At 47.2% G+C, this 23,503-nt stretch carries 13 protein-coding genes; 8 read left to right on the top strand and 5 right to left on the bottom strand.

The window, feature by feature from the left end:
* Positions 1-106: 106 nt before the first annotated feature.
* The gene (gene rhuM, locus B3A20_RS03230; RefSeq protein WP_290761752.1) at positions 107-1,051 is read right to left on the bottom strand and encodes a RhuM family protein; all 945 of its coding nucleotides are present in this window, start codon (positions 1,049-1,051) and stop codon (positions 107-109) included.
* A 431-nt stretch (positions 1,052-1,482) separates the two neighbouring features.
* On the opposite strand from rhuM, the gene B3A20_RS03225 reads away from it, so the two are divergent.
* The 3 genes from B3A20_RS03225 to B3A20_RS03215 all read left to right on the top strand — a co-directional run bounded on the left by B3A20_RS03225 (position 1,483) and on the right by B3A20_RS03215 (position 4,883).
* Positions 1,483-2,499 (top strand): hypothetical protein, encoded by a 1,017-nt coding sequence (locus B3A20_RS03225; protein ID WP_290761750.1) that lies wholly within the window; start codon positions 1,483-1,485, stop codon positions 2,497-2,499.
* A gap of 2 nt (positions 2,500-2,501) precedes the next feature.
* Positions 2,502-3,926 carry an MBOAT family O-acyltransferase gene (locus tag B3A20_RS03220; protein WP_290761748.1) on the top strand — a complete coding sequence of 475 codons (1,425 nt, stop codon included), beginning with the start codon at positions 2,502-2,504 and terminating at the stop codon, positions 3,924-3,926.
* A gap of 366 nt (positions 3,927-4,292) precedes the next feature.
* The gene (locus B3A20_RS03215) at positions 4,293-4,883 is read left to right on the top strand and encodes a hypothetical protein (protein ID WP_290761747.1); all 591 of its coding nucleotides are present in this window, start codon (positions 4,293-4,295) and stop codon (positions 4,881-4,883) included.
* A 169-nt stretch (positions 4,884-5,052) separates the two neighbouring features.
* Here the strand turns inward: B3A20_RS03215 and glmS are convergent, their stop codons facing one another.
* Positions 5,053-6,882, bottom strand: coding sequence for a glutamine--fructose-6-phosphate transaminase (isomerizing) (gene glmS, locus B3A20_RS03210; protein WP_290761744.1), 1,830 nt, complete (start codon positions 6,880-6,882; stop codon positions 5,053-5,055).
* Positions 6,883-7,010: 128 nt separating this feature from the next.
* On the opposite strand from glmS, the gene B3A20_RS03205 reads away from it, so the two are divergent.
* Together B3A20_RS03205 and B3A20_RS03200 are read left to right on the top strand one after the other, a co-directional pair.
* On the top strand, positions 7,011-7,823 hold the full coding sequence (locus B3A20_RS03205; RefSeq protein WP_290761742.1) for an FKBP-type peptidyl-prolyl cis-trans isomerase: 813 nt from the start codon (positions 7,011-7,013) through the stop codon (positions 7,821-7,823).
* A gap of 192 nt (positions 7,824-8,015) precedes the next feature.
* Positions 8,016-9,323 (top strand): M23 family metallopeptidase, encoded by a 1,308-nt coding sequence (locus B3A20_RS03200; protein ID WP_290761739.1) that lies wholly within the window; start codon positions 8,016-8,018, stop codon positions 9,321-9,323.
* 10 nt (positions 9,324-9,333) lie between these two features.
* Here the strand turns inward: B3A20_RS03200 and B3A20_RS03195 are convergent, their stop codons facing one another.
* From B3A20_RS03195 to B3A20_RS03185, 3 genes are all read right to left on the bottom strand, one after another.
* A complete protein-coding gene (locus tag B3A20_RS03195) occupies positions 9,334-10,740 on the bottom strand; it encodes a S41 family peptidase (RefSeq protein WP_290761737.1) in 1,407 nt (468 codons plus the stop codon).
* Positions 10,689-12,017: a S41 family peptidase gene (locus tag B3A20_RS03190; protein WP_290761735.1), complete on the bottom strand. Its 1,329-nt coding sequence runs from the start codon at positions 12,015-12,017 to the stop codon at positions 10,689-10,691. Before B3A20_RS03190 ends, B3A20_RS03195 begins: the two co-directional genes overlap by 52 nt.
* Before the next feature lie 127 nt (positions 12,018-12,144).
* Positions 12,145-12,897, bottom strand: coding sequence for a leucine-rich repeat domain-containing protein (locus B3A20_RS03185; protein WP_290761733.1), 753 nt, complete (start codon positions 12,895-12,897; stop codon positions 12,145-12,147).
* 253 nt (positions 12,898-13,150) lie between these two features.
* Between B3A20_RS03185 and B3A20_RS03180 the strand changes: the two genes are divergently transcribed.
* The 3 genes from B3A20_RS03180 (at position 13,151) to mnmA (ending at position 23,452) form a co-directional block, all read left to right on the top strand.
* Entirely contained in the window at positions 13,151-15,043 is a 1,893-nt protein-coding gene (locus tag B3A20_RS03180) for an AIPR family protein (protein ID WP_290761731.1), read from the top strand.
* A 122-nt stretch (positions 15,044-15,165) separates the two neighbouring features.
* The gene (gene sprA / locus B3A20_RS03175; RefSeq protein WP_290761729.1) at positions 15,166-22,371 is read left to right on the top strand and encodes a cell surface protein SprA; all 7,206 of its coding nucleotides are present in this window, start codon (positions 15,166-15,168) and stop codon (positions 22,369-22,371) included.
* A 13-nt stretch (positions 22,372-22,384) separates the two neighbouring features.
* The gene (gene mnmA, locus B3A20_RS03170; RefSeq protein WP_290761727.1) at positions 22,385-23,452 is read left to right on the top strand and encodes a tRNA 2-thiouridine(34) synthase MnmA; all 1,068 of its coding nucleotides are present in this window, start codon (positions 22,385-22,387) and stop codon (positions 23,450-23,452) included.
* Positions 23,453-23,503 lie beyond the last annotated feature (51 nt).

The following is a 23,503-nucleotide window of genomic DNA, read 5'->3' as shown; positions in this document are numbered from 1 at the left end:
CTTCGGAATCAACCATTGAACTACAATATAGAAATAAGACGAGAGAATTTTAGCGAATCGCCATGCGCCATAATAGAAATGTACAACTGTATTTTGGACTTTTTTGTCATTTTTTACCTTTAGTGCAATCTTCGACTTTTTTGATGACTTCTTGGGGTGTGATGAAATCGAGAACACTAAATACCGTCATTTCGTTTCCCATATCCTTAAAACTAGCTCCGAAATGGTAAACAGTATCGTCAATAAGTAAAAAACGGTCATGAATTGTACGCATTGTTTTTAGTTCTAGCCCTGGATATTGAATGTTGTGCAGCCTTGCCGCTTCTTTAAATTCTGGAGTAATGCGAGGAGTGTATATGATTGCGGTTACCCCTTTTGCTCGTGCTGTGGCGAATTTCAATACATCAGTGGTTGCAAAAGGATCGATGAATACGACAGAGAGTTTTGCTGATTTTACGAGATCGGTGATTAACACAAGTCCATCAAACTGAGTTCCTGTTGCAAGAATCCCACCAGTAGGTGTTTGTACCGCTTTCACAAAAAAGTCTATATGTTGTTCGACCGTGGAAAGTCGCTTTTCGGTCTTATCTTTAAAATCCGCAATTTCAGCATTCTGCCTATTGATTAGTTGTTGGTGTTCATGTAGACGGTCCGCAATTTGTAGGTCTGTTGCTATCTTTCTCTGGTTTATGGCGTAGCCCTTGAGCATGAAGTCTTTTAAAACTTGGTTTGCCCAACGGCGAAATTGCGTTCCACGTAAAGATTTTACCCGATAACCAACGGATATGATAACATCGAGAGAATAAATTGTTGTTGGCTTAAATTTTGAAAGAGTATTATGCAAAATTTGCATATTACTTTCTTGCGTAAGTTCACCTTCTTTAAACACATTTTTTATATGTCTTGCAATTACAGATTGATCTTTTAGAAACAACTCTGCTATTTGAGCTTGTGTGAGCCATACCGTTTCGTTTTCTACTCGTACTTCTAATCGAATTTCGCCTTCCGGCTGGTAAATTACGATTTCTCCCTTCTTTTCGTTTTCTGTCATTTTTTTTTCTCCTTATAACAACAAAAGCCGTATTCCTTTAGATATAAGAAATACGGCTTGTCGCAGGTTTATCCTGCCACTATAGCTTGACTATTGGAGAATATACAAAAAGCGGTGTGGAAAAACAAGTGATGGAATTTTTTACTAAATTTCCATTGACATAGCCCCGTATCGAATGGTTCGGGGCGACCGGATTTTTTGAGTTTCGACTCTTATTCTTACTACTGAAACTACCACTTTCAAACCATACAAGAATAAGACGAACACTCACGTCCCTATTGGGGCGTGGGTCGTTTTGTGCTTATTGTATGGAAGGGTGTGGTAGCCCGCAGTAGTGATAAGTATACGATACGACTCCACGCCTTTTTTATTTGGATCGGTCGTCAAGAAGTTGACTCTTGAATCTGGAGTCTATCCGAATTGAGGACCAAATGATTAAAAAAATAGCTTGTGTTGCTAGAGGGGTGGGGAAGGTTGTTGCTGCTTGGATTGTATCGGCTGTAATCCTTTCTTTATTATTGCTGCTCTATAGCGTTACACCTGTTCATGTAGAAAATACCAAAGGGAACACCGATTATGTTTGGACGCCAAATTCTATTTGGATAAAAGCTACGGAGGGAATAGCCTTTGGTCAATACGATGCACAGGGATTTAATAACGAGAATGTTATTGAAAACCCAGATATACTTATACTTGGATCTTCTCATATGGAAGCAACAAATGTTTTGCAGACTGAAAATGCCACATATATATTGAAAGAACTTTTAAAAGAAAAATATTCCGTTTATAATATGGGAATATCAGGACATCATTTCTTTAAGACTTGCCAATATCTTCATAAAAATTTGAGCTTGTTTTCCAAATCGCCCAAATATGTTGTAATTGAAATGAGTACTGTTAATGTTTCAGAAAAGAATATTGATGATATTAAAAATAAAACGGTAAAACATACCAAGAGCTATGATTCAGGAATTATAGGTACATTACAGAAAGTACCTTATTTTCGATTGGTTTATTTTCAATATGATGGTGGTCTGTTGAAAATTTTCGCTCCAAATAGGGAAAAGAAAAAGTTTGCTCAAAGTAAGGATGATGTAATTGATCCAAAACCATATCATCAATTATTTGAATATCTCAGAAATCTTGAAAAAGAATACGGAACTCAAATTATAATAGCTTACCATCCGACAGGGAAAATACAAAAAGATGGCTCCATTGAATTTAAATTTTCGGAAAGGAAAAATTTATTTAGCCGAATATCTAAAGAGTATGGGATTACATTTGTTGATTTAACAGATGATTTTGAAAAAATGTTTTATGAAGAACATCATGTTGCACATGGTTTTGTTACGGGAAAAATTGGTTCAGGACATTTAAACCGATATGGCCATGAATGTATGGCTAAGGCTGTGTATAAATCCATTAAGGAACTTGAAAAGGAAAACTAAATATGTCGATGACCAGTTTTATTTTATTTGCTCTTGTTGCTGTAGTCTTTGGGCTAATCTATTTTTGCAACCGTTTCTTTGAAAATAAGAGTATTATTTGCACACAGTGGATTCTGCTTCTAAGTAGCTACTTATTTGTTATTTATGCTGATTTTCGTTTTGCTCTTGTTTTATTTGCGGTAAGTTTATCAACATGGTTTTTTGCAAAACAAGAAAAATGGACTTTTATGGGGATACTCTTGCCTTTACTGGCACTTTCCTATTTCAAGTACACCAATTTCTTTATCGAATCATTTGCGAATATTTTCAATTTTGATTGCAGAACCTTGGATATTATTCTACCTATAGGAATGTCATTCTTTACTTTTAGTGCGATTAGCTATGTAGTTGATGTACAAAAAGGAAAAGTTGCTAGTCGGAACTTTAGGGATGTTTCCCTATATTTGGCTTTTTTCCCAAAATTGGTTTCGGGACCGATTCAAAGAAGTGGAGACTTCTTTGAACAAATGGACCAAAAACGCGAAATAGGCTGGATTTCATTTTCCAGTGGTGTTCAGATTTTCGTCTTTGGTTTATTCAAAAAAATTGTTCTTGCAGATAGATTGTCTGTTTTTGTAAATCAAGTCTACGATACTCCCAATGCCTTTGGTAGCGCAACAGTATTACTTGCGGTTTTTGCGTATTCTTTGCAAATTTATCTTGATTTTTCAGGCTATTCCGATATGGCTATAGGAATAGCGAAAATATTGGGATTTAATCTTCCGAGGAACTTCAATCTTCCTTATTTGTCGCATAATGTAACAGAACTGTGGAAACGTTGGCACATATCGCTTTCTTCTTGGTTGTTGGATTATTTGTATATATCGCTTGGTGGTAATCGTAAGGGAAAAATTCGAACCTATATCAACTTAATCGTAACGATGCTTTTGGGCGGTTTATGGCATGGTGCAAATTGGACCTATGTTATATGGGGATTGCTGCATGGTTGCGCTCTTGCCGTTCATAAGGCATGGATGACGGTTACTGGGAGCCCAAACAAAAAACCGAACTCCGTTGTAACGGCATTTTCAATTGTATTGACATTCGCATTCACTTCTTTTTGTTGGATTTTCTTTAGAGCGGACTCGGTAACGGATGCTTTGATAATTATAAAACGGATCGGTAGTTTTGAAACAGGGCTGGAGCAACCTTATATGTGGTTCTTTATTGCAATTGTATTTGTTCTTGTCGCTAGCTGCTGTGCTTATATTTCATCGAAGCGTAGAAAACTTGTAGCGATAAAAGCGAATATGAGTGCTATTGAAGGTTTTTATCCTATTCTTGATTTATCACGTTTTTGGCATTTGGTTTTATTCTTTGTCGAAATTGGCCTAATTTTATGCTGGGCGTATACAGGGGGAAGTCCGTTTATTTACGGGCAGTATTAAACGGCAAAAACCTCGCGATAATTCTCTAAATGTGCCAAAAAAATATGAGATTTAGAGAATTATAAGCACTTTTTTGCGGTATAACTCTCTAAATGTGTGTTTTTTCAGTGATGTGAGCGCTTTTTCCTCGAAATTGCGCCCTCTTGACTACCAATTTGCTCTTATTGTATATTTATGGTATAGAGGTATAATTATGACTGAAAATTTGATAAAAGACACTTTACATGCCATCGAAACGATGGATCACTCAAGGGAGGCCGCTCTTCGACGGTTGCAAAGAGCGGGTATCCTTACTAAAACGGGCAGAATGACTGCTCTTTATCGTAGGTGTATCCAGGCTCAAACGCCTAAAGGATAGACCTTTTTATGGACGATATCTACTTGGACCGTCCTAATTTATATATTGGATTTCATGGTTGCGAAAAAAAAGTGGGGATAGATTTAATTCTTCATCCTAATCGCATTCACATGAGTGCTCATGATTATGAATGGCTTGGTCATGGATTCTATGTGTGGGAAAATAACTACGATAGAGCTTTAGATTGGGCGAGTAATCATTATCCGAAATTTAAGGAACCGTTTGCAATTGGCGTTGTCTATACGCTGGAAAAATGTCTTGATTTGACAGACAAGCATTTTATTGAATTGCTTTTTAAAGATTATCCTGAATTTCTCATAGATCTAAAGCGAATGGGGGCGCCTATACCACAAAATACGGATTTAAAAGGAAAACCAAATCCTAGTGGAGTTCTAAGGTATTTGGATTGTTTTTTGATAGAACATTTGCATTCTTTAAGGGATATTGCCGAAGATATTCCTTATTTTGATACTGCTCGCGGTGCATTTACTGAAGGAGCTCCAGCTTATCCGGGAACTCAATTTGGAGATAAGAATCATATCCAAGTGTGTGTTCGTAATAAGAAGTGTATAAAGGGATTTTTCTTGCCCCGATATTGAACTAGTGTTCTTTTAACGTATGTTTTTAGAGTTTATACGTGACGAAAATACCCTCCCATCGGGAGGGAATGTTTAATTGTTTATTATCGCTCCGTGACAGTGCAGGGGAGATAAAGTTATTACTAGTAACTAAGAACTACTAACTAGTAACTGGCCGAAGGCCAATGCCTTATTCCACCGTCACGCTCTTGGCGAGGTTTCTCGGCTGGTCCACGTCGTTTCCGCGCAATACGGCGATGTGGTAGGCGAGCAACTGGAGCGGAATGCAGGTGAGGATCGGCATGAGCATCGGGCGGGTCTTCGGGACCGTGATGATGTGGTCTGCGATTTCGTCGAGCGGGTGGCAATCTTCCGTCGTGACGGCAATGACCTTGCCACCGCGGGCCTTGATTTCGCGGATGTTGCTGATAATCTTGTCGAAGAGCGAATCCTTCGGGGCGATGACCACGACCGGCATGTTTTCGTCGATAAGGGCTATCGGACCGTGCTTCATTTCTGCAGCGGGGTAGCCTTCAGCGTGAATGTAGCTGATTTCCTTAAGCTTCAAAGCGCCTTCCATGGCGACCGGGTAGCAGAAGTGGCGACCGAGGTACAAGAAGTTGTTTGCCTTGCAGAGCGTCTTTGCAATTTCAGCGATGCTGTCGGAGAGCTTGAGCGTTTCCGTGACAAGATCCGGGAGTTCCAAAAGATCCTTTACGATGTCGGCGCCTGTTTCAAAGCTGAGTCTGCGCTGGCGGCCGAGCAAAAGGGCTATCATGGCGAGCACGGTGACCTGGCTTGTGAACGCCTTGGTGCTGGCCACGCCGATTTCCGGGCCTGCGTGCAGGTAAACGCCGCCATCACTTGTACGTGCAATTGTCGAACCGACACCGTTACAGATGGCGAGCGCGGTCGCGCCTTTTTGCTGGGCTTCGCGGAGAGCGGCGAGCGTGTCTGCAGTTTCACCGGACTGGCTGATGGCAATGACGAGAGTACCCGGCTTGATAATCGGGTTTCTGTAGCGGAATTCTGAAGCGTATTCGACTTCGACCGGGACGCCGGCCAAGTCTTCGATCATGTATTCGCCGACCATGCCTGCATAGTAGCTCGTGCCGCAGGCGGTGATGATGATGCGGTTGATGTTTCGGAGTTCCTTGATGTTCGTGTCGAGGCCGGCGAGCTTTGCGTTGCCTTCGGCGGTGAGCAAACGACCGCGCATTGTATTGCGGAGCACTTCGGGCTGTTCGAAAATTTCCTTGAGCATGAAGTGCGGGAATCCGCCCTTGGCAACGGCATCGGCATCAAATTCCACGTCCTGGACTTCGCGCTGCACTTCGTGGCTACTCATGTTCACGATGGAGTAACCGCCGTCCTTGATTTGGACAACGTCGTTGTCATCGAGGTAAACAACTTTCTGCGTGTGGTTGATGATGGCGGAAACGTCACTGGCGAGGTAAAAGTCACCATCGTTTCCAATGCCCAAAATGAGCGGGCTTCCGCGGCGGGCACCAATCAAAACATTCGGCTCATCGCTGCAGACAACACCAAGTCCAAAAGTACCTTCGATTTGCTTGAGAGTCTTGAGCACGGCGGACTTGAGGTCGCCATTGTAATAGCGGGCGATGAGGTGGGCTACGACTTCGGTATCGGTTTCGGACTTGAATTCGATACCTTCGGAGATGAGCTTTGCCTTGAGGCTTGCGTAGTTTTCGATGATGCCGTTGTGGACTATCGAAATCTTTCCATCATAGCTTGTGTGCGGGTGGGCGTTTGTCTCGGTCGGGGCGCCGTGAGTTGCCCAACGGGTGTGCGCAATGCCTATAGAACCTTTGAGCGGTGCGTTCTTTAATTTGTCTTCGAGAGCCTTGATTTTTCCAGATGCACGGACAACTTTTATTTGACCGTTTTCAATGACGGCAACACCTGAGCTATCATAGCCTCGGTATTCCATTTTCTTAAGTCCTTCGATGAGGACTGGCAAAGCTTCCCCTTTTCCATTATATCCGATAATTCCGCACATAATATTTCCTGATATTTAAATTGTCAGCGGAAAATATACTAAATGTAAAGGTAAAAAGAAAATTATTGTAAGCTTTATGTGGTTTGTTTTACTATTTTAAGAACGTCTATTTTTCATAGAGGATAAAAATGAAGACTAAAATGCTTATTGCAGCAGGCGCTCTTGCCATGCTTATGACGGGTTGTGAACCGTGCAAATCTGCTTCTACCGAAAAGACCTCGCTTGTGACCGAAAAGGACAAGTACAGCTACGCTCTCGGTGCTCATTTCGGTAACCAGGCTCGCTTCCAGCTCGTGACTCGCGATTCCATCGATCTCGACCTCGACCTCTTTATCCAGGCTTTCAAGGAACGCTACAATAGCGATTCTGCAAAGTTCTTGATGAACGACTCTGTCATCATGGAAACGCTTAACAAGCTTTCTGCAGACCGCCAGGCCGAAAAGATGAAGAAGGACAGCCTTGCTGCCGAAAAGAACAAGGCCGAAGGCGAAGCTTTCCTCGCTCAGAACAAGACTGCTGAAGGTGTTGTGACCACACAGAGCGGTCTCCAGTACAAGATTATTACCGAAGGTCAGGGTGCAACTCCGACGGACGAAGACAAGGTCAAGGTCCACTACACCGGTACGCTCCTCGATGGCACCAAGTTCGATAGCTCTGTCGATCGTGGCCAGCCGCTCGAATTCCCGGTGACAGCCGTGATTCCGGGCTGGACCGAAATGCTCAAGCTCATGAAGGTTGGCGAAAAGGTCACCGCTTGGATCCCGAGCGACCTCGCTTACGGTCCGCGTGGCAACCGCGCTATTCCGGGTAACTCCGTCCTCAAGTTCGAAATGGAACTTCTCGAAGTGATCGCTCCGGAAAAGCCGGCTGAAGAAGCTAAGCCTGCTGCAAAGCCGGCTAAGCCTGCTAAGGCTGCCAAGAAGGCCGCTGCTCAGCAGTAATCTTTAAGCAAATTGCTTGAATTTAGATGCCTCGCGCAACACCTGCGCGGGGTATTTTTATTGCTCTGTCATCCTAGAGCCGAAGGCGATAGGAACCATTACTTTTCATTGGATACGTTTGGTGTGGATCGCCGTTTCGCTATTGGCGTAAAAATTTTATCTTTGCTTTTGAAATTTTAAGAGCGGGTGTTTATGTCCAGAATTTTCTTTTTACTGTGTGTTGTTGCGATTGCGCTTACCGGATGTAACGAACAAGAAAAAATTGATGCCTTGAAGCAAGAGAACGCAAAGCTCGAAGCGGCTGCGGATTCGCTTAAGGCCCTGATCGTCAAGGCTCAGGGCGAAGGTTCGAAGTGGATTGTGAAAAACGATACAGTCCGTGCCGGCGATGGACTTTTCCAGGTGCTTTATCGCATGAACATCAATGAAAAGGAACGCGGCAAGATTGTGCTTGCCTTGCAGGATTCCGTTGAACTTTCGGCGCTCCGCGTGGGGCAGGTGTTCTATGTCGCTCTTGATTCTGCCGGCGATGTTCAGCGTTTCCGCTTTGCGCCGAACCCAGCGACCGTTCACATGCTGAGCAAGGTTGATTCCGGATTTGACTATAGCCGTATCGATAAGCCGGTGACTGTCCGCCAGTCAGTCTTCGAAGGCGCTCTTGAAAACGGAAGCACGTTAAGCGGCATTTTGCATAAGGTTGGTATTCCTGGGCGCATGGTGGGCGTCGTAAGCGCCGTGTTGCAGTGTAAGGTCTCGTTCCAACTCGCGCGTCCGGGCGACAGGTTCCGCATTTTGCTCGAAGAAAAGTTCTATCAGGATTCCATCTGGATTAGCGGCAAGGTGCTTTACGCTGAATTCGACGGCCATACGGTCGGACACCATGAAGCGTTCCGCTACGAGGACCCGGATCCGAAGAGTACCTTCAACGCTCACTATACCGAAAAAGGCGAAGCGCTCATTTTTGAGGGACTCCGCTACCCGCTTGACCGTTTACATGTCACGAGTCCGTATGGTACCCGCATCCATCCGATTACGGGACGCCGCACGGTGCACCATGGCATTGACTATGGTAGCCCCAAGGGTTCTCCGGTTTACGCTGTCGCCGCAGGTGTTGTGACTGTTTCTGGTTACGATGATTTGAGCGGTAATAAGATTGCCATCCGCCACAGGGACAATACTGAAAGCTGGTACATGCATCTTTCAGTGCGTGGCGTGAATGTCGGTACGAAGGTTTCTCCGCGTCAGGTCATCGGTAAGGTGGGTTCTACAGGCCGCAGCACGGGGCCGCACTTGCACTTGGGCTTCAAGGACAATCGCGGCAACTGGATGAACCCGGCCAAGAAGACGATGATTGCAACGCCGAAGCTCGAAGGCAACCGCCTTGCTCGCCTCAAAAAGCAGGTGGCTGATATCCGTAAGGAAATCGAACTCACGCTTGCATCGCCTGCCGTCAAGGCGAACGACACGGACGTCATGGTCCGTATGCGCGTGCTGAAGTAGCTTTGGGCGCTCAGTACCTAAATTTTATCTTGCTGTTTTTATCGCCGGGGTAGTAGGAGAATCCCGGCATTGTATCCGGCTCGACTGCGCTTTTGGCGAAGTGGCCCGTGTTCTCGGTTCCATAACCGGCGACACGTACATAGCTTTGTTCTTTTGCAAGAGCTAGAGCCTTGTTGAGGGCAAAGTCATCGTCCTGTATTGTAAAGTCCGGGGCAATTCCGTATCTGTGGTATGAAACTCCGTTCTTGTCTATGACCTTCATGTTTGTAATGGAATAGATTGAAAGCGATGGCGTAAAATCACGCTTTTGCCCAATTCCCTTTCCGTATGTAGTCGTGCCGACGACGGGGACCTTCTTGTAGGCGGTGATAGCTGCAATCATGAGTTCTGAACAACTTGCCGTTCTCCCATTTGCAAGGATTGTGAAATACCGGTCCTTTGCAATTCCGTTTGCTTCGTTGATGAAGAAAACCGTGTCAAAAGCTTGTCTTTGGTGGACGGAATCCTTGTAGGCATAAATGAAGCCCATGGCCGTATCCCCTTTAGAAAGGAGTTCCTGTGCCATGGGAAGGCATTGTCCAATTTCCCCGCCGCCGTTGTTGCGCAGGTCAATAATTGTCGTTTTGTACTTTTCGGTTTCATGGAGGTAGGCTAGGAATTCTCCATACGTTCCTGAATCGTTAGATGTAATTGCGGTGAATTCATTTATCTTGATGACGGGGATGGAATCCTTGAATGTAAGCTCGACGGTTGGTGAGAGATAAGGAACTATTTCAACTGGAATTGTAAAGGTAGCCGTGTCGCGCTTGATGGTGTAAGTGATGGTATCGCCTTCATACACTGATGACAGGCGGTCATATAGAACTTTGTTTGTCAGAGCAATGCCTTCAATTTCGGTTATTTCATCACCTGGCTTAATTCCCGCCTTATCAATAGGTGAGTTTTTTGCGACACTCCCGACAACATATTTCTGTGGAAGGAATGTCGAATCTAGTACCAGACCAGCATCCATTTTTGTATCGGACATTCTCCATGAACGTAACATTTCGCTTGAACGAGACGGGTCTATGTAATAGGTGAACGGGTCGTTCATTTTGCCGTACAAGTAATAAATATCGTGATAATCCCAAGGGTAGCCCTCATCAACAAGTTTTTGAACATCGACTCTGTTGATGTATACTTCCGGTTTTTCTAGATAAGTTTCCTGGTCAATATAGAGGTATTTTAAAAGTTCGTAGTTGAGCAAAAATTCCTTGGTGAATGCTGTTGGGGTGTAGGAAAGTCTTGGTGAGGTGCTATCATCCGAAGAACATGCGACAAGACTTAACGCAGCGCTTGTCGTTAAAATCGAAGTGGCTGAAAAAACTAACGAAGAGATTTTTGGAAGTGTTTTAAGTAAAAGTCTGAATCTGCCCATATAAAAGCTTCTCCCTTTGATTCTGAGCTCGTATTTTGTTCTGAAATTTCTGCGGACTTCTTTGCTAAGGATTCGTTTTGATTGGGTATCTGGACTCCGTAAATCTTGTTTGCAATTTGGGCAGCGCAATTTTCGTAGACGGTGGCACTGCATTCATACTTGGGGTGGATTCCCTCTTTGTGGTAGGAGTTGCCCTTGGGTGTCAAAAATTCAAAATTTGTAATTGTGGCAAGTGCTCCGTTGTATGTGAAAAATGTTGTCTGCCCAACGCCCTTTCCGTAAGTTGTGTTCCCGACAAACGGAATGTCTGTTGTTTCGGTGACGGCCGCAATGAAAATTTCAGAAGCGCTCGCCGAACCTCTATTGGCCAGGATGATGAACTTGCCGGATTCGCCGACATCACCGGACTTTGCGATTTCAGACGTTCTTATGTGGTATGTCTCTCCGTCGGCGTCTAGCGAACGGGAATGCCTCGTCGAAAGAGTTCCCTTGCTGACAAAAAGGTCTGCCATCTTTAAGCATTGCCTAACAAGTCCACCGGGGTTGTTGCGCAAGTCGAGTACTCGGACGCGCTTGTCCGAAATCGTGGAGTCCAGGTAGCTTTTAAGCTCTCCGTATGTTCCGTTTTTCCTATCCGCTGTGGAATCCTTGAAGCCTTCGATGGAAACAAACACAATGCCTGGGTATCCATTTGTTGAATCGTCAAATAGCGTATCGACAAATACGGTCGGTGCATAGACGATTTCTTTTTCCAGCTTGTATAAGGTGGTGTCTTTCTTGTAGGCAACAACGAGGTCAATGTTCTTGCTGTAGTTGCGGATAGAGTCGTAAGTTGCGAATGCGCGTTCTCCGTTCAGTTCGATGCCATTAGCCCTAAGGATGTTCCCGAACCTTGGAATGCCTGCGCTCCCGGCGGGGCTTTGGGGATACACGCGTGCGATGTATATGGGATATGCCGCGTCTGTAATGTTGTAGTAGCGAAGGCCGATATCACCGCCGATGATTTTGCTAGTGCTGATTTGCGTTGCTCGTTCTTCGCTTTTGGCGGGGGGCGTGTAAGTTGTAAACGGGTCCTTGAGTGTCGCGTAGAGGTCCTTTGCGGAATCCCCTTCTTCGGACAAGTTCGGAAGCTCGTCTTCGTACAGGTATATTTTTTGTAGGAGCCAGTAGTTAAAGGAATACTCTGTCGGTTCCGGTGTGCTTTTGACCGGATGGATAAAGTCTGAGCATCCGAGCAGGCACAAAAGCGTCGCAGCTAGAATTATTCGGAGAAACATGACTTTATCCTTTGAATGTTGGAATTGTGATAGCTCCTAAAAAGGAGATTCCCGGTCTATGCCGGGAATGACAATCTTCTAGTAACTAAGGACTAGTGACTAGTAACTAGTAACTGCAACGTAGCTGCTACTGGTCGATGCTCAGTCCCTTCTTGTCAAGAAGCACGCGCGGGATACCACCTTCGAGCGGGTTTTCGATGACGGAGATTGTCTGGAGGCTTTCGCATTCGGCGAGGCTTTCCGGGAGGGTCGCGAGCTGGTTTGCGTCGAGCACGAGTTCGCGGAGGCTCTTGAGGTTGCTGAACTCCGACGGAATGGCGCCCAGGCGGTTGCCCGAGACCATGAAAATTTCGAGGTTCTCGAGGTGCGAGAGCGTTGCTGGGATTGTAGAAAGTTCGTTGTTGTCGAGGTACAGCTTCACGAGGCTCTTCATCTTGCCGATGGTTGCCGGAATTTCGGAGAGCATGTTGTCGTGGAGCGAAAGCTTGACCACCTTCTGCCAGTTGCCGATTTCGAGCGGCAGGTCCAGGAGCTGGTTTTTGGCGATGTTCACCGTCTGGAGGTTCACGAGCTTGCCTACAGATTCCGGGAGGTCCGAAAGGCTGTTGTACCCGAGGTAGAGGTTTTCAAGTTTTGTGAGTTCGCCGATGGATTCCGGCAGTTCCATGAGGTCGTTTTCGCTCACGGAGAGGCTCTTCAGGTTCTTCAAAAGCCCGATATCGTCCGGAATTTCAACGAGCAAGTTGCGGTCGAGGTTGAGTTCCTCGAGGGATTCGATTTCAAAAAGTTCCGGTGGCAAGAGACGCAGACCCTTCTGGGAAAGGTCGAGCGTTTTTGCCTTTTCCTGTTTTGCCTTGGCAATGATATCTAGTAAATTCATAAAAAGCTCCTAATGTTTAAATCATAGCTTTTTTGCTAGAAAAAACGTTGAGTTGGCAAAAAAAAATGTAAAAAATGAGAATTTTACACATCTGTGCACCTAAAAATTGCTAGATTATAAAAAAAAATTAAATGTTTTATCTTTTTTGCACGCAAATGTTATGATTTGAAACTATTTTTAGTGTGCAAATTACGAATAATCCAATATATAATAATATTGTATATTGGTTTTCAGTGTAATTATTGAGGAAAAAATGGAACTAACAAAATCGCAGGAACGCCGCTTAGCATTTGTCGCTAGCCTCTTGAGCTTGAACCCTAACGACCCGAACGATAGAATCAAGGCACTCCGGCATCTGAACCTAGATGAAAATGGATGCTTCCACGGCTTCCAGTATTCTCAGGGCTTTATGGAATTCTTCATCTTCCTGGACGAAGATACACCGCTCGAAAAGGTTGTGGCACATCTGAATGCCGACCTGAAGCAACTCCAGATAGCCGTGTTCCGTACTAGCGATCCGACCAATCCGTTCTTCCTCTCGCTCCGCGAAGAAGCTGACCCGTGGGCCGTCAATAAGATTACAGACGAAGAGACCGAAGAGGACGAAAACGCCCCGGCCAGCCGTCCGTACATGGAAACGCTCGAAATCACCGTGCTCCGTACTCGCGCAAGCCGCGACATCACGGACTCCGAACTTGAACGTACCCTGAAGGACATGCGCAGAAAGCTCTCGCTCTGGAAGGCTGATGTCAAGGCGAAACTCGAAATCATTGCAGAACATGACGACCTTACCCGCGACTTCCGCAGCGCAGACGACAAGCTTGAAATCGAGATGGACTCCGAACCGCTCCACCTCACGTCCGATCATGGCGAACTTTTCCTCGGTTTCTGCCCGATCCGTACTATTTTTGATTACCACGTTGCCCTTGGTAAGCGCCTCAAGACCAAGCACAACATGGCTATCGTTAGCTCTAACATCCGTACTTACCTCGGTAACCTCACTCATACGAACGCAGCTCTTATCGACGCCTTCCAGACGATGGAAAGGAATGACGACAAGAACGTGAACGTCGATGACTTTCCGTTCCTCCACAACGGCATGACCCTTACGGGTGATGACCTGCGCCTCAAGGAACGCGATGGCAAGAAGGTGCTTTTCATTGAACGTCCGAAGATCATCAACGGTGCCCAGTCCCTCTTCACGTACGAACAGTATGCCAAGAAGAGCAAGCACCCGGTGAACCCGCAGGTGCTCGTGAAGGTCGTTGTGCCGTATCAGGGCGCCGACAACTTCTTGAACCAGGTGACCATGGCTAACAACCGCCAGAACCCGGTGTTCAGCTACCATCTGCGTGCAGCCGATGACCTGCAGTTCTTCATTTGGCAGCGTTACCAGGAAGAAGGCTTTACCTACGTATACAAGGACGGTGTCCGCCTTAAGGCACGTACCCGCAAACTCGAAGTCCGCATGCGTCCGGAACTTGCAAAGACCCTCTTTATGATGGATGGCAAGCTCAGCGAATGCCGCTCCAGCGACTGCATCTTTGACAAGGAAACGCTCTATCAGCGTTGCTTCGGTGCGTTTGTGCGCGTTGCTCCTGAAAAGGAAAAGGACTTCGTCCGTAAGACTATCGCCTTCACGAAGGCTTGGCAGCTTCTTAGCCGCCTCCCGATCAAGATCCGCAAGGTCACTCCGGGTAAGGGCGTGTCCATCGAAGCGAACGACGATAACCCGCTGACCCGCATCACGTGGAACGGCCGCCTCGAAGACAAGTTCATCTTCCGCAGTGCAGTGAAGGACCTCGTGGTTGCTCTTGCGCTCCGTCACTGGCTCATCTACGGCAATCCGATCCAGGACTTTGAATGGCTCGTCGAAAACGAACTCAACTTCAACGATTCCATCCTCAAGTATGCATCCCGCATTTACACGGACGACTTGAAGAATATCTTGATTTCTGAATTCAAGGACAACACCGCCTACTACGACACCATTACGACAATCGACAAGGATTCCGGTGAATCTGTGGAACGTCGCTTGTGGAAGGGCTTCTCCAATACGGCTACTTACGACAAGATGATTGAACTCTTGTGCAAGAAGAATCCGGCTTGGGAAAAGTGCCGTGGCGGTATTGAAGTATTCCTCTAGTTTATCCTTTAATTAGGGTCTAGAATCCGGTTTTGGAACGCTCCCGTTAAATGGGGGCGTTTCTTTTTTTCTATGTTATCGGTGGTAATTTTGAACGTCCCGTTTTTGTATTTTGTACACCGTTGCGTTTTAGAAAGTTTTTAAAATCCGCCCTTTGGGGTTTTGCTGCAAGCAGCATTGTGGCTGTGGGTTCCGTCTGGTCTCAGGATGGAACGCTTAGCTCGTATGAATCTCTTTTTGACGATGAACTTTTCCAGGATGTGCCTGCTCCGAAATCGACGGCTTCTGTAGCGTCGTCTTCGAGTGCAGCTCCTGCATCGAGTGCCGTAGCACCTGCTTCAAGTGCGGCGCCGGCCAAGATGTCTCAACCGTCTGTGGCGGTTTCGTCTGCGGCTGAACCTGCATCTAGTGCAGTGGCGCCTAAATCGTCTTCGTCAAGTGTCGAAGTTCCGCCATCTTCTTCTGTCGCAAAGCCGATATCGTCTTCTGCAGCAGTAATGTCTTCGTCGTCTGTGGTGCTTGCTCCAAAGTCTGAGGTTGAGCAACATACAGTTGCAAGTGCTGAAATGCCAGAAGATTCTGTTACCGAAGTCTCGGCGGATGAATGGCAGCCTGCTATCAAGTACATCCCGGTTCCGAAGTCGACATCCCCGCTTGATGGTCTTCTCCCGCTGGGCGGCATTGGCATGCGCCCTGGGCTCATGAATACGTCTAAGGGCCAGGTTTTCTCTCACGATATCGACGTCGCTACTCGCGAAATCGATGTGACTGAGAAGCGTGTGAATTCGGTTTCTCGCTCCGATACAACCGTGCTCTGGACATCGCATTATCCGGAGCTTGCGGATTACGTCTCGGACATGTACGATGTGGGCCGTAAGCGTTTGTGGCTCAATGGCCTAGTCGGTCAGAGCGATGGCGGCTACGAAGCGCCAGAAACGGGTTCCGTCTTTGATATTACTATCCCGGTGAACATGCCTGCGTGGATGAAGGACTTTGGTTTTAACAAGCCGAAGCTCATGCTCAAAGGTTCGATGGACGTGCGCTTCAAGGGCTATGGCGAAAAGGACGATGCCGAGGGTAGCACCAAGACGAGCCTCTGGCCGTCTCCGTCCTTGGACTACAACCCGAGCTTCATGGTCGAAGGTAAGATTGGTCCGTACATTACTGTCGAAATTAAGAATGTGGATGAAGGTCTCGGTTCGCAGAACGAAGTCCGCGTCGTTTACGAGGAATCGTTCAAGGGCGAATTCGAAGACTACATCTTGCAACGCGTCGAAGCGGGTACGACAAATTTGTCTTTGGCCGGTACTGAATTTACGGGTTATTCAGAAAATCACCAGGGACTTTTCGGTATCAAGGCTGAATGGAAGCTTGGCGACTGGAGACTTACGACGATTGCCTCTCAGGATGGCGGCCAACAAGAGGAATATTCCCTTAAGGCAAGCGAATCGACAACGGAATTCCAGGTGACAGACAAGCAGTTTCTTGCTTACCGCTATTACTTCTTGAACCACGAAGCGAGGGACGCCTATATCAAAGAGGCTATCAAGGGTCGTACGACTTCGAACTACAAGGTGTCGGAGCTAAAACTTTATAAGAGAAGCGCCTTGAATACGTCTGATGATGTTATCAAGAACGTGAAGGTTGTCTATACGACGCGCCAGGGAACGCAGATTACGAAAACGGTGGACCGTATGGTCGAAATTCCACGTTCTGATTATAAGTACGATTCCAAGACCGGCATCTTGAAGATTAACGGGGTCAACCGCAATACGCTTATTGTCGCGAATTATAGTACTGAAAAGCGCTCTGGCACTGATTTGCGCAATGGTGGTGAAGGCGTGCTCATCCAATGGGATGCAACGCTCAGTGAACTTACTGATATTGATAAGCTGATGTTGCGTAACGTTTATTCGATTGGCATTTCCGATGCAAGCGCCAATAACTTTGTACTTCGCATGAAGAACAAGGCTGGCATTTCTGGCAACTACTTGAAGACTCTTGGACTTGCGGATGCCACGAACGGAACGCCTTTGGTCAATGACGCAACTATCTTCAAAAAAGATTCGTTAGGCAGTTTTACCGGTGAAATGTGGTTGCCTTGTAAGCGCTTTGATGATTCAACTTATAGCGGGCGTGCTGATGCAATTGAACTGGCCAGCCAGAACTGCTTGGAACCGCTTCGCAATTTGGATACGACGGCGGCCATGGCCCAGCTTTATAACTTGCCGGTCTACAACCTGAACCGATATACAAGCCTGTTCTATTTTGAATCTGTGGGCAAGCGCCGCAATTCTACGCTTAGCGTGCGTGACCCGAATTCAAGCTATTCCGTGAATAGCGGTAGCTGCATGGATATTTCTCCGGGGTCTGAAAAAGTGACCGCCGGTTCTACAACGCTTATCCGCGGAACGGACTACGAAGTCAACTATGAACTTGGACAGATTGAACTTTTAAGTGAACGCGCTCTTGACCCGAACAAAGAAATCAAGGTCAAGTTTGAATGCGAACCCATGTTCGAAATTGATAACAAGTTGCTTTTAGGTGCGCGTGCCGAATTGCCTTTGGACTTGTATGGCTTTGGAGCCGGGTCTGTCTTTGGTGTTACAGCCCTTTACAAGAGCCAGAGCACGACGGCTGAAGTCCCGACTCTTGGAAACGAACCGTATTCCAGCTTCTTGTGGGGCTTTAACATTCGCTTGCAGGATTCTGTACAGGCGCTCACGGACTTGGTCAATGCGATTCCGGGTATCCAGACAACCGCGTCTTCGAATTGGCGCGTTGAAGCTGAATTTGCTAGCAGTCGGCACAATGCGAACACGAGCAATACGCAGACTGCTCTTGTCGAAGATTTTGAATCGACCTCGACTGGTCTTGTGTATCCGCTTTCCAGACAGTCCTGGTATCCGGCATCGCCTCCGGGCGGTATAGACTCCCTTCCGTTCCGGTCGACATACATTGAAGACCTGGACTATCGCCATCAGGGTGAATTTATTTGGCATAGCAACAATACAGAACTTTACAAGTACATTTATGATAACGTAGGCAACTCCGATGTTGACAACCAGCACTTGACCGTGCTCAAGATGACGCTACGCCCGAACGATAACCTTATGGGCAATTCCTGGGGCGGTATCATGCGCGCGAACAGCTCGTATTATCAGGACCTGAGCGAGATGAAGTATCTCGAAGTGGTGGCTCGCGGTAATTCCGGCTCCATTTTCATTGACCTGGGTCTTATCAGCGAAGACGTCTCGATCAACGGCTATGCGCCTAACGGCATCTACAATGGCGAAAACCAGCTTGGTATGACGACTGCAAGGCACGATAGAGGTCTTGATGAACTTACTGGAAATGATGAAAGTCGGGTCGTCTGGGATTGCCGTTATTCTGTCTGTAAGGCAGATACCTTAAGTGCTTCTAGAGGGAACATCGACCCTTCGACGAGGGATGTTGCCGGCGATGATTTCAAGGACCTGGATGAAGAAAGCGATCCGCCGAGGAGCATTAACGGAACTGAAAACAACTTGGGTGAACGCGCTTACGATACCGAAGACATCAACAGGAACGGTTCCTTTGATACGGACATTAGTTTTGTCCGTTACCGAATCGACCTTTCTAGCACGGATAAGATTGAATTTGAAGAACTGAAAAATGGCTGGCGCAGATGGCGCATCCCGCTGAACCTGTACGATACGATAGTCTCTCCGATGGGCAGCGGCTATAAGGAAATTTTGGCGGAAGCTCAGTTTACCCGTATGTGGCTTGGCCGTCTTGGCCCGGGCGTTTCCGAGGCTAAGGTGCAGGTGGTAAGCCTTGGCGTCCTGGGAAATGCATGGGAAGAAAACACTGTCGCTAAGCTTTACCGGACCTCGACGAATGAAAATTCGCAAATTGTCGAAGTGAACGGTGTCGAGAACACTGTCACGGAATCGGTTTCTTCGGATACGACGTATATCAAGGTCTCTACAATCAACAATCGTGAAAATGCCAAGAAGTATTTCAAGTCCCCGAATACGGTGACGGAACGTGATGCGGATTCGAATGCCCCGCTCAAGGAAACTGCGCTTGTCTTGGAATACCACGACATGAGCCCTGGCCAGGAAGTGGGCGTTACGAGACTTTTCGAATCGGATACCAAGAATTTCTCGGCTTACAAGTCGTTGAAGATGGAAATCCATTACGAAAATGGTGGTGAAACGAAGGCCGACAAACCGCCTGTTCGCTTTGCCTTGCAGTTCGGTGAAGGGACGATTGATGGCTCCAGGGATTATTACGAATGGAGTTTCCGCCCGAAGGATTTGGATATGTCGGTTTGCACTCCTGATCGCGTGCAGGATTGCCATGAGCAGAACTGGATCGACAATGCCTTTGCGATGGACCTGTCCGATTTCTCGGACCTCAAGCGTGGACGCCACCCGCCGTATTTGGAACCTGTCGTGAAAAAGATCGGCGGCGACCGTGAAGAAGTGTTGCGCCTCGTGGGTAATCCGTCGATTACGAAGGTGGACTGGATTCGCTTTGTAATTATTGCGGATTCTACGGCATCGCGCAATGACCTCAAAGGTACGTTCTGGGTGAATGACTTGCGCCTTTCCGATATGGATACGGAATGGGGCTATGCAGCACGTGTAAATGGGCAAGTGAACTTTGCAGACTTTATTTCGCTTTCTGGAGCGGTGCGCTATCAGGATGGTGACTTCGCAACACTTTCCAATTCGGGCCGCTCTCCGAAGCCGGACCTTGCAACGGCTGCATCCCAGCTCGATGTTTCTGCTGACATTTCCATAGCTCTCAACAAGTTCTTGAACGATTCGCTCGGTTACCACATTCCGATGTCGTTTAGCTACCACAGTTCGACAAAACGCCCGTACATGAAGCCCACGGATGACATGATGCTCAAGAAGAGCAGCTTTGTGGATTTGACGGGGGATATGTTCCAAGGCGACCTTGCTGTTGAATCGGACGACGAAGAAAACAAGCTGAGGGACAATGCCGAATCGAAGGGCTATGAATCCTATGTGCAGGACTTGGGCTTCAGCGTGAGCTACCACAAGGATTACAAGGCTCGAGAATCCAAGCTTGGTGAATTCTTCTCGCAGGCATTCCTCGAACGTCCTGCGCTCAGCTATTCTTACCACCAGTCCGAAGGGCGCTCAACGACGTCGGCGGATTCTACGTATTCTTACCACACATTGTTCGAATACAAGTTGGGTACGTTTAGCATGTTCAAGTTCAAACCGTTCGAAGGCCTTGCCAAGTATTCCTGGCTCAAGGACCTCGCAAAGACTGAATTTGAACCATGGCCGCAGACTTTCGACGTGACCCTGTTCGACTTTAACTATGTACGCTATGTGAACCAAACGCGTGATCCGGACTTTGTGGAACCGCAGGTCGATAAGGTCGTGACCTATACTGCGGAACTTAACCACAAATTGAATTTGCGTTGGAACATCCTTTCGTTCCTTACGACGAGCTATTCCATTAATATCAAGCGCGATATGTTTGGCGGTGGCGACCGTGAAGGGTTCACTAAGGAAAACTTCTTTACGTTTGACAAGGGCGGCCTCTTTGCAAGTGGCTATATCTTTGACCATGATCATTCCGACAGGAAGGTCTACGTTTCTCGCGACAGCTTGGTGGTTATTCCGGTGGATACGGTGGCAAGGACCGATGCTAGCGGTAAGCAGCTCCCGATTGACATGCAGAATCCGGATTCCTATGAAATTCGCTATGACACGACTGCATTCTACAAAGTGGATAGCGTTGGACATCGCCAGTATGGCCGTGCTTATGGCATTCTTCGTAACGAACGTTCTAGAAACCAGCAGTTTAGGATAAACTTCAATCCCAAGCTGATTCCGTTTATACCGTTCAACATGCAGTTCTCCTCGGATTTCAACCAGCAGAAGAGCATTCCGGATGATTTTAGTTTCCTTGACCCCTCCAGTGTCGAGAAAAACTACTGGACGATTTCACAGACGAACCGCTTCGAGTTTACGCCTTCTTTGAGGGTTATTGAACTTGCAAACTTGTTCGGTAAGGATAATGCCGTCTCGGGATTTTTCAACAAACTCAAGTGGCGTGAAGTCAAGTTCAACTGGAATGCAAGCACGAACACAATTGGTGAAAACTTTACACTTGCCCAACTGTACGAAGAACAGGGTGTGACGCCGTTCCAGTATTACCTCTATGGCCTTGGCCTTGGGGATGGTCATGGCGGCCGTGGCCTTTGGAATATCATGACGGGTAACATGGGCATGACTAGCCGCGACGACTTTACTGGATTTGCCCAGTACAGGAATAAGAATGTAGACACGCTAGTCTATCAGGGCAGCTTCCGCAATTCCGTGTCACGTTCGTTGCAGATTTCTACAGGTTTTACCTTGCCGATCTGGGATATTTCCTTGTCGACGGATTTCCAGTGGAAAGAGGACTTCTCGCAGTCGCGCGAATATCCGCTGTATATTGACACGACGACGACGTTCCCGAAGTTTGGCATAGGGCTTTCTATTCCGAACATTGCGCAGAAGGTTTCGTTCCTGAACAGATTCCGCAGTGTGAGCTTGAACAGCCGCTTTGACTATAACCGCACAATGACGAGCCGTCCGTTCCAGAGCGCCGAAGATTCCTGGGTCCGCGTTTGGAACTTTAATCCGCTTATCCGTGTGACGTTCCTCTTGCAGAACAACATGCGCATCGAAAATAGCGTGCGTATGAAGATTGAATCGACAAACCGTCGCCCGAAGGAAGAGGTTATCTCTAATCCGTGCTGGCCAGACGAGTCCGAGGAAATTTGTACGGATACCACAAAGTACTTCCTTGAAACGCCGTGGATTCCGACTTGGCTTTACAATGACTTTGCCATTAACGTTGGCGATGACTTCTCGATTTCGTACCCGCTCAAGCTCGATAAGGGATTCCAGCTTTGGAAGTGGTTCTTTAAGCTCAAGAACAATATTGACTTGAAGCTTACCGCCGGTTATGATTACAGGAAGACTATCCGTAAGGAATACAAACCGGTGGATGGCTATGACATGATGAACGAGGAATCGGGTACGGATGGCGTATTTGTGCGTTATCAGTATGATTCCGGTGTGAAGCCTTTTGTCGCGTACAAGCCTAAGCTGGAACTGAACTATCGTACGGTTCCGTCGAGAACGCATGAATGGTTTATCCGTCCGAGCGCTTCTTACACGTTCAACAAGATGGCTTCGCTGAGTTCGTATATCGAATACAGGCAGATTTATGAAAAGCTGGATGACGAAACGGCCCACATGCGCCAGATTCTCCAGTTCGAACTTGCACTGATGCTGAGATTTGACTAGGAGCGCTTGCGCCATGTCTAAAACTAGAGTCGCAGTCGGCATGAGTGGTGGCGTGGATTCGTCTGTGGCCGCTCTTCTTTTGCAACAGCAGGGTTACGAAGTCGTGGGCGTGACGCTCCGCGTTTTGCCCGATGTCGACGGCGCCTTCGATGTTGAAAATGATCCGGGTGTAGTCCGTGCGAAGATGATTGCCGAAAAGCTTGGCATCGAGCATCATGTGGCGAACTGCTCCGATGCTTTTACGGGTGAAGTTTTGAAACGCTGCCATGCGGATTTTTCGCAGGCGCGTACGCCGAATCCTTGCTGCTATTGCAATCGTTTTATCAAGTTCGGCTGGATGATGGATTACGCCAAATCGCTCGGCGCGGAATTCTTGGCGACAGGGCATTATGTGCGCATCGAAGAAGTGGATGGTGTGCGCAGGCTTTTGCGCGGTCGCGATCCGGGCAAGGACCAGAGCTATTTTTTGTTCTGGGTTCCCGATGAACGTCGCAATCACGTGCTTACGCCGCTTGGAACGTACGTGAAAAGCGAAGTGCGCGAAATCGCCGAACAGAACGGCTTTGTGAATGCCAAGACGGGCGACAGCCAGGACATTTGCTTTGACATTTACGGTTCGCAGTACACTGAATTTTTGAAAGATCGCTTTGGCGAAATGACGCGCCCGGGCCGCTTTGTGGATGAAAAGGGCAAGGTGTGGAATACGCACAATGGGTTCCATAAGTACACGGTCGGTCAGCGCAAAGGTCTGGGCGTGGCGATTGGCGTGCCTGCGTTCGTGAAGCATGTGGACCCCGAAACGGGTGACATTCTGGTGACGGGCGACAAGTCGTCGGTCTGTTTTGACCGCGTGGAAATGGTGAACTGCGAATGGCACGGCGGTGCGCGGGAGGTCGGGACGACGTTCCGCGCCGAAGGCATGGTGCGTTACCGCCAGCGGGCGGTGGGCTGCGAAATTACCATTGTCGATACAAATAAGGCGGTCGCTGTCTTTGACGAACCGCTCTTTGCTGTGACGCCCGGACAGTGCGCCGTCTTTTACGATGGCGACATGGTCCTCGGCGGCGGCCAGATTGTGTAATTTTTTTTAGACGCGATATGTTTTGATATGTTGTTTTAATATTGGCAACGG

The organism is Fibrobacter sp. UBA4297, assembly GCF_002394865.1.
Lineage (GTDB): Bacteria > Fibrobacterota > Fibrobacteria > Fibrobacterales > Fibrobacteraceae > Fibrobacter.
The sequence above is the reverse complement of the archived record's forward strand: the minus strand, read 5'-3'. Positions and strand labels throughout refer to the sequence as shown.

Excerpts from the sequence above, each read along its gene's own strand:
- B3A20_RS03195 (WP_290761737.1), bottom strand. The coding sequence starts at position 10,740 with ATGGGCAGATTCAGACTTTTACTTAAAACACTTCCAAAAATCTCTTCG.
- B3A20_RS03225 (WP_290761750.1), top strand. The coding sequence starts at position 1,483 with ATGATTAAAAAAATAGCTTGTGTTGCTAGAGGGGTGGGGAAGGTTGTT.
- glmS (WP_290761744.1), bottom strand. The coding sequence starts at position 6,882 with ATGTGCGGAATTATCGGATATAATGGAAAAGGGGAAGCTTTGCCAGTC.
- B3A20_RS03220 (WP_290761748.1), top strand. The coding sequence starts at position 2,502 with ATGTCGATGACCAGTTTTATTTTATTTGCTCTTGTTGCTGTAGTCTTT.
- mnmA (WP_290761727.1), top strand. The coding sequence starts at position 22,385 with ATGTCTAAAACTAGAGTCGCAGTCGGCATGAGTGGTGGCGTGGATTCG.
- B3A20_RS03205 (WP_290761742.1), top strand. The coding sequence starts at position 7,011 with ATGAAGACTAAAATGCTTATTGCAGCAGGCGCTCTTGCCATGCTTATG.
- rhuM (WP_290761752.1), bottom strand. The coding sequence starts at position 1,051 with ATGACAGAAAACGAAAAGAAGGGAGAAATCGTAATTTACCAGCCGGAA.
- B3A20_RS03190 (WP_290761735.1), bottom strand. The coding sequence starts at position 12,017 with ATGTTTCTCCGAATAATTCTAGCTGCGACGCTTTTGTGCCTGCTCGGA.
- B3A20_RS03215 (WP_290761747.1), top strand. The coding sequence starts at position 4,293 with ATGGACGATATCTACTTGGACCGTCCTAATTTATATATTGGATTTCAT.
- B3A20_RS03200 (WP_290761739.1), top strand. The coding sequence starts at position 8,016 with ATGTCCAGAATTTTCTTTTTACTGTGTGTTGTTGCGATTGCGCTTACC.
- B3A20_RS03185 (WP_290761733.1), bottom strand. The coding sequence starts at position 12,897 with ATGAATTTACTAGATATCATTGCCAAGGCAAAACAGGAAAAGGCAAAA.
- B3A20_RS03180 (WP_290761731.1), top strand. The coding sequence starts at position 13,151 with ATGGAACTAACAAAATCGCAGGAACGCCGCTTAGCATTTGTCGCTAGC.